The following is a 6,288-nucleotide window of genomic DNA, read 5'->3' as shown; positions in this document are numbered from 1 at the left end:
CGGTGGCATTGACGCTTGCATTGCTGGCGTCGCTTGGCGGGGGACTGATGGATTCATTGGTATGCGGGCTGATTAATCTGGTAATGGGAATCCCGCACATGCTTCTCCTGATCCTGATTTCCTACAGTCTGGGAAAGGGATTCCGGGGTGTGGCAGCCGGGATTGCCCTGACGCACTGGGCGTCGCTGGCGAGGCTTTTGCGGGCGGAAATCTTACAGATCCGGGAAAGTCCGTATGTGCGGATCTCCGAAAAACTGGGGAAAAAGCCCTGGTGGATTGCCTGGAACCACATCGTCCCGCAGGTATCGCGGCAATTTGTGACCGGGTTAATTCTTCTCTTTCCCCATGCGATTCTTCATGAGGCGGGCGTGACCTTTCTGGGCTTCGGTCTTTCCTCCGAGCAACCGGCGATCGGTGTTATTTTATCCGAGAGTATGTCGTACCTGATTACCGGAAAATGGTGGCTGGCGCTCTTTCCGGGCGCGGCACTGGTGCTGGTAACGCTGGGATTTCAGGCGATCGGGCAGAGCCTGGGGCGGCTGATGGATCCGGGGAGCGCGCATGAGTAGAGGATGCTGGGAATGAGGCAGAAAAACATATATTTTGATAAAATGATGCGATTAAGACAAAAACAATCAAAAACGATGCGGCTATCAGATTTGGAACAGACAGACGTTCTCAAAGAACGGAGATTGCGTGAAAATCGTGATTCCATGGAAAAGCCGATATTGAAAATTCAAAATCTAAACTTATATTTTACGCAGTACGCGCGTGGGCTTAGACGGCGCGAACTCCATCCGCTCCGCGACCTTTCCTGCAAACTTTTCAGTGGGGAGCTGACGGCGGTGGTCGGGGCGAGTGGTTCGGGAAAAAGCCTGCTGGCGCACGCGATTCTGGGGATCTTGCCGTACAACTGCCGGATGGAAGGAAAAATTTCCTATCAGGGAGAGGTTCTGGATGAGACGCGGCTTGCCGGGCTGCGGGGCAATGGGATTTCTCTGATTCCGCAGGGGGTTTCCTACCTCGATCCGTTGATGCGGGTCGGGGATCAGATCTGCGGCGGCAGAAAAGATGAAGCGACGTGGGAAAAATGCCGCCAGCTTTTGAAGCGGTACGGGCTGGATGAATCAGTGGAAAAATGTTATCCATTTGAGCTGTCGGGCGGCATGGCGCGGCGCGTCCTGATGGCAGCGGCACTGATGCAGGAGCCGAGGCTGATTGTGGCGGATGAACCGACACCGGGGCTGGAGGCGATGACCGCGCGCCATGTGATCCGTCATTTAAAAGAGATGGCACAGGACGGGGCAGCGGTGCTTCTGATTACTCATGATCTGGAACTGGCGATTGAGATGGCGGACCGGATTCTGGTGTTTTATGACGGGACGATTCTGGAGGAAGTAAAGCCGGAGAGCTTCCGGGAGGGACGGAATCTGAAAGAGCCATACACGCAGGCGCTCTACCGGGCACTGCCGGAACATGAATTTTTTGGAGGAGAATGAGATGTCACTAAAGGCAGAAAACCTATCTTTTTCGTATGAAAATGGAGGGCGCCACGTGCTGACGCGTATTTCCCTGAAAATTGAGCCAGGAGAGCGCGTGGGTCTGGTGGCGCCGAGCGGATATGGAAAAACGACGTTGTGCCGCCTGCTGGCGGGATATGAGAGACCGGAGGCGGGAACGGTAGAGATTGACAGCATACCAATTGAGAATATCCGGGGCTGTATGCCGGTGCAGTTAATCTGGCAGCACCCGGAGCAGGCGCTCAACCCACGCTGGCGGATGCGCCAGGTTCTCAGTGAGGGCGGTCAGGTGGATGAGGAGAGCCGGGGACGGCTTGGCATCCGGGAAGAATGGCTGGATCGGTTTCCATCGGAGCTTTCCGGCGGCGAACTGCAGCGGTTCTGTATTGCCAGAGCGCTGGCGGCAAATCCGCGGTATTTGCTGGCGGATGAGATCACCGCGATGTTTGACGCGGTGACCCAGAGCCAGATCTGGCAGGCGCTTTTGCATGAGGCAAAGGAGCGGGAGCTGGGAATGGTGATTGTGAGCCATTCGGAATCTCTTTTGAAGCGGATTTGCACGCGGCAGATTGATTTAAAGGCATTGCAGGAAAAGATGGCAGCAGTTTAGCCAGTTCACATATTGACAAAGAAAATCGGGATTTGACAAGGAGAAATGAGGAAGAAATGGATGTTCGGAAGCTGTTGGAAGAGGTAAAACGGGGGGATACAAGTATTGAGGAAGCGGAGAATGCGTTCAAGAATCTTCCTTACGAAGATTTAGGGTATGCGAAGCTGGATCTGCACCGGAAATTGCGTTCTGGATTTCCAGAGACGGTGTTCTGCCAAGGAAAGCCGGATGCCTATCTGGCGGATATTTTCGAGACGCTGTACCGGGAAAATGGGGAAGTACTCGGAACGCGGGCGACGCCGGAGCAGTGGAATCTAGTGCGGGCGCGCATCCCGGAGATAGAATACGATCCGGTTTCAAAAATTTTGCAGGCGAGAAAATCATCGGAGACACCGCGGAAGCTGGAAGGGCTGGTGGCAGTCTGCACAGGCGGAACCGCGGATATCCCGGTTGCGGAGGAAGCTGCCAAAACGGCAGAATTTTTCGGCTGCCGCGTGGAGCGCTACTATGATATAGGGGTGGCGGGCATCCATCGCCTTTTATCCAAACGCGAGGCGATTGCGCGGGCAAATTGCGTGATTGCAGTGGCGGGAATGGAAGGCGCGCTTGGCACAGTTGTCGCCGGGCTGGTGGAAAATCCGGTCATTGCGGTTCCGACCTCGGTCGGCTATGGTGCAAGTTTTCATGGACTGTCGGCATTGATCACGATGATTAATTCCTGTGCGAACGGCATTTCGGTTGTAAATATAGATAACGGCTACGGCGCAGCATATCTGGCGGCGCAGATCAACCGCCTGGCGGTGCGGGAGCCGAAGAAGACGGCAGAGTGATAGTGGTTTGTGATAATTGCATAAAAGCGAAAAACGGAAATGTATCAATAAAATGAGAAAAGTAGAGGGAGAAGTAAAAATGGATGAGAAAATCTTATATTTGGATTGTGCGTCTGGAATCAGTGGAGATATGACGGTTGGCGCACTGTTGGATCTTGGAGCAAGCCGGGAAAAACTGGTACGGGCACTGGACAGCCTGGGCGTATCCGGGTATCATCTGCATTTTGGGCGGACGAAGAAATGTGGAATCGATGCGTATGATTTCGATGTACATTTAGAGGAAGAAGAGCATCATCATGACCACGAACATAGCCATGATGAGCACAACCATAGCCATGATGAGCACGACCATAGCCATGATGAGTATGACCATGAGCATCATCACGATCATGAACACACTCACGACCATGAGCATCATCACGCTCATGAACACACCCACGAACATGAGCACAGCCATGATCACGCTCACACCCACGATCATATGCATCCTCACGTCCACCGCAACATTCATGACATTTTCGAGATCATCGATCGTCTGGATGCATCTGACCGCGTTAAAAACCTGGCGCGCCGGATGTTTGAGATTGTGGCGGGGGCAGAGTCGAAAGCACACGGAATCCCGGTCAGCGAGGTTCATTTCCATGAAGTCGGTGCAATTGACTCGATTGTGGATGTTATCAGTGCGGCATTCTGCCTGGAGGATCTGGGAATCCACCGCGTGGTGGTATCGCCGCTTTCCGAAGGTCATGGATTCGCGCGCTGCCAGCACGGTTTAATGCCGGTTCCGGTTCCGGCGACGGCAAATATCGCAGCGGCACAGGGCTTGGAACTGACGCTTCGGGATGTCGAAGGAGAGATGGTAACGCCGACCGGCGCGGCGATCGCGGCGGCATTCCGGACAGAAGCGGCGCTTCCGAAGAAGTACCAGATCGAAAAGATCGGTATCGGCGCCGGAAATAAGGATTTCGCGCACGCGAATATCCTGCGGGCGATGCTTCTGACGGATAAAACGGTGGAAGTAGAAACTGGAAAAGACGGTCACGACGAAAGCTCCATGTGGGTCATGGAGGCAAACCTGGACGACTGCACCGGCGAGGCACTGGGATATGCGATGGAGGTGCTTCTGGAAGCGGGCGCCAGAGATGTGTGGTACACACCGGCATATATGAAGAAAAACCGTCCGGCGTATGTGCTTCATGTACTGACAACGGCAGAAAAACGGGAAGAATTAGAACAGCTTGTCTTCTCCTGTACGACCACGATCGGTGTGCGCCGTTATCCAGTAGAGAGGACGATACTGCCACGGGAAGTAAAGGAGATCCAGACCCGTTACGGGGCAGCAAAGGTAAAAATCTGCAAGCGCGGCGGCGTGGATACGTGCTATCCGGAGTATGAGAGCGTGCGCGCGATCTGCCGGGAGACAGGGAAGCGCTTCATGGAAGTATTCCACGGAGTAATGGAAGACGGAAGTATTAGTTTACAGTAGGCACTTTTGAGATTGAAAAACGGCACAGTGCATTCTCGTTAGATAATTAAGAGGAGAATCAAGAACCATGGAAAATAAACCAATGATATCAGAGACAGAAAAAAGAGAAGCTTTAAAACATTTCATGGCAGAAAAAGCGAAAGCACCGGTCTGTGTCGCCTTTTCGGGCGGTGTGGACAGCAGCCTGATTCTCAAGCTGGCGTGTGATACGGCGAAGAAGACGGGAATGCCGGTTTATGCCGTGACATTTCACACCATGCTGCACCCAGCCTGTGATCTGGAGATCGCGGAGCGGGTGGCAAAGGAGCTGGGCGCGATCCATAAAATTATCCAGGTCAATGAGATGGAGCTGGAAGCCATCCGGACGAATCCGGTCAACCGCTGTTATATCTGCAAACACCACCTGTTCGCGACACTTCTGGATTTTGCAAAAGAAGAGGGGATTCCGTGCGTGATGGACGGAACCAATGAGAGCGACCTGCATGTGTACCGCCCGGGTATCCAGGCACTCCGTGAGCTGGGTGTCGTCAGTCCACTTGCACAGTGCGGACTGGAGAAAAAGGATGTCAAGACATTTGCGGCTGACTTAGGAATTTCCGTTGCATCCCGTCCGTCCATGCCATGTATGGCGACCCGCCTTCCATATGGAACTTCCTTTGACATGGAAGTTTTGAAGCGGATTGAGAAAGGCGAAGATTATCTTCGAAGCGTGTTTGGCGGAAATGTGCGCCTGCGCCTGCATGGCGATATTGTCCGGATCGAGGTGGATGCGGATAAATTTGAAAAAGCGATTGCCGAGCGGGAGACGATCTGCAGGACATTAAAAGAAATGGGATTTCTGTACATTACACTCGATCTGGAAGGTTTCCGGTCGGGAAGTATGGATATAGTGGAGAAACTCAACGCGCTGGTCGGGAAATGAATATAAAGGAGATGGAAATCCCATGCAAGAAGAATGTATTGTCTGTAAAGCACCTCTTATTTATCTGGAACAGGATGAATGGATGGAGTGCGAATTATGTCATAAAAAAGAATTGAGCAAGACCAGATGCCAGAACGGGCATTATGTTTGTAATGATTGTCATACGAAGGGACTGGACACCATTCTTTCCCTGTGTATAGACGAAACATCCAGAAATCCGATCGAGATTGTCCGGAAAATGATGGATGCACCGTTTTGCCATATGCATGGACCGGAGCATCATGTCATGGTGGGAGCGGCGCTGCTTACTGCATATAAAAATGCGGGAGGTGCTATTAATCTGCGGGAATCTGTGATGGAAATGCTGAACCGTGGGAAAGCCGTTCCAGGAGGAACCTGCGGATTCTGGGGTGCCTGCGGAGCGGGAATCAGCGCAGGTATGTTTGTATCTATCTTGTCTGGGGCGACGCCACTGACGGAGGAATCCTGGGGACTTTCGAATCAGATGACATCAAAAGCACTGGAAGCGATTTCGCGCACCGGCGGTCCGAGGTGTTGTAAAAGAGATTCTTATCTGGCGATTCTGGCGGCGGTTGATTTTGTAAAAACGCATTTTGGAATCGAAATGGAATGCACAGAAGTCCAGTGTACGCATTATGCTCAGAACAATCAGTGTATTGGAAAGCGCTGTCCATTTTGGCGATTTGATGATAGTATTTGACTATAAATGGATAAACGGAGATAATAAAGCTGCGATATAATTAGATTGTGCGAGATGGGATTGCAGTTTGCATAATGTGTGAACTGTGATGAGAGAGCAATTTCTCGTGTAATAGGAAATTCCCTGGAATGCCCTATTACACAAAAAGGCACATCCTTTTTTACGTGGAAAAATCGGAATTGACCGAGCTCTTTGAGCG

Annotated in this window: 7 protein-coding genes; all 7 read left to right on the top strand. The window is 52.1% G+C overall.

Features of this window, described 5'->3' with window-relative positions; all coding sequences use genetic code 11:
- Positions 1-569, top strand: a 569-nt coding sequence (locus QVO97_RS02290) for an ABC transporter permease (protein ID WP_288188697.1), incomplete at its 5' end; no start/stop codon positions are given.
- A 144-nt stretch (positions 570-713) separates the two neighbouring features.
- Entirely contained in the window at positions 714-1,499 is a 786-nt protein-coding gene (locus tag QVO97_RS02285) for an ATP-binding cassette domain-containing protein (RefSeq protein ID WP_288188696.1), read from the top strand.
- Position 1,500: 1 nt separating this feature from the next.
- Entirely contained in the window at positions 1,501-2,130 is a 630-nt protein-coding gene (locus tag QVO97_RS02280) for an ABC transporter ATP-binding protein (RefSeq protein ID WP_022358795.1), read from the top strand.
- Positions 2,131-2,186: 56 nt separating this feature from the next.
- Positions 2,187-2,960: a nickel pincer cofactor biosynthesis protein LarB gene (gene larB, locus QVO97_RS02275; RefSeq protein ID WP_022358794.1), complete on the top strand. Its 774-nt coding sequence runs from the start codon at positions 2,187-2,189 to the stop codon at positions 2,958-2,960.
- A gap of 52 nt (positions 2,961-3,012) precedes the next feature.
- Positions 3,013-4,446 carry a nickel pincer cofactor biosynthesis protein LarC gene (larC, locus tag QVO97_RS02270; protein WP_288188693.1) on the top strand — a complete coding sequence of 478 codons (1,434 nt, stop codon included), beginning with the start codon at positions 3,013-3,015 and terminating at the stop codon, positions 4,444-4,446.
- Positions 4,447-4,513: 67 nt separating this feature from the next.
- Positions 4,514-5,368 carry an ATP-dependent sacrificial sulfur transferase LarE gene (gene larE / locus QVO97_RS02265; protein WP_022358792.1) on the top strand — a complete coding sequence of 285 codons (855 nt, stop codon included), beginning with the start codon at positions 4,514-4,516 and terminating at the stop codon, positions 5,366-5,368.
- Between the two features lie 22 nt (positions 5,369-5,390).
- Complete coding sequence (locus QVO97_RS02260; protein WP_022358791.1) at positions 5,391-6,089, top strand: DUF5714 domain-containing protein; 699 nt, start codon at positions 5,391-5,393, stop codon at positions 6,087-6,089.
- Positions 6,090-6,288: the final 199 nt, after the last annotated feature.

It is taken from the genome of Clostridium sp. CAG:43, assembly GCF_000434655.1.
GTDB lineage: Bacteria > Bacillota > Clostridia > Lachnospirales > Lachnospiraceae > Otoolea > Otoolea fessa.
The sequence above is the reverse complement of the archived record's forward strand: the minus strand, read 5'-3'. Positions and strand labels throughout refer to the sequence as shown.

Bases quoted from the DNA above. Each gene is read 5' to 3' on its own strand.
- QVO97_RS02285 (WP_288188696.1), top strand. From the start codon at position 714: ATGGAAAAGCCGATATTGAAAATTCAAAATCTAAACTTATATTTTACG.
- QVO97_RS02280 (WP_022358795.1), top strand. From the start codon at position 1,501: ATGTCACTAAAGGCAGAAAACCTATCTTTTTCGTATGAAAATGGAGGG.
- larB (WP_022358794.1), top strand. From the start codon at position 2,187: ATGGATGTTCGGAAGCTGTTGGAAGAGGTAAAACGGGGGGATACAAGT.
- larC (WP_288188693.1), top strand. From the start codon at position 3,013: ATGAGAAAAGTAGAGGGAGAAGTAAAAATGGATGAGAAAATCTTATAT.
- larE (WP_022358792.1), top strand. From the start codon at position 4,514: ATGGAAAATAAACCAATGATATCAGAGACAGAAAAAAGAGAAGCTTTA.
- QVO97_RS02260 (WP_022358791.1), top strand. From the start codon at position 5,391: ATGCAAGAAGAATGTATTGTCTGTAAAGCACCTCTTATTTATCTGGAA.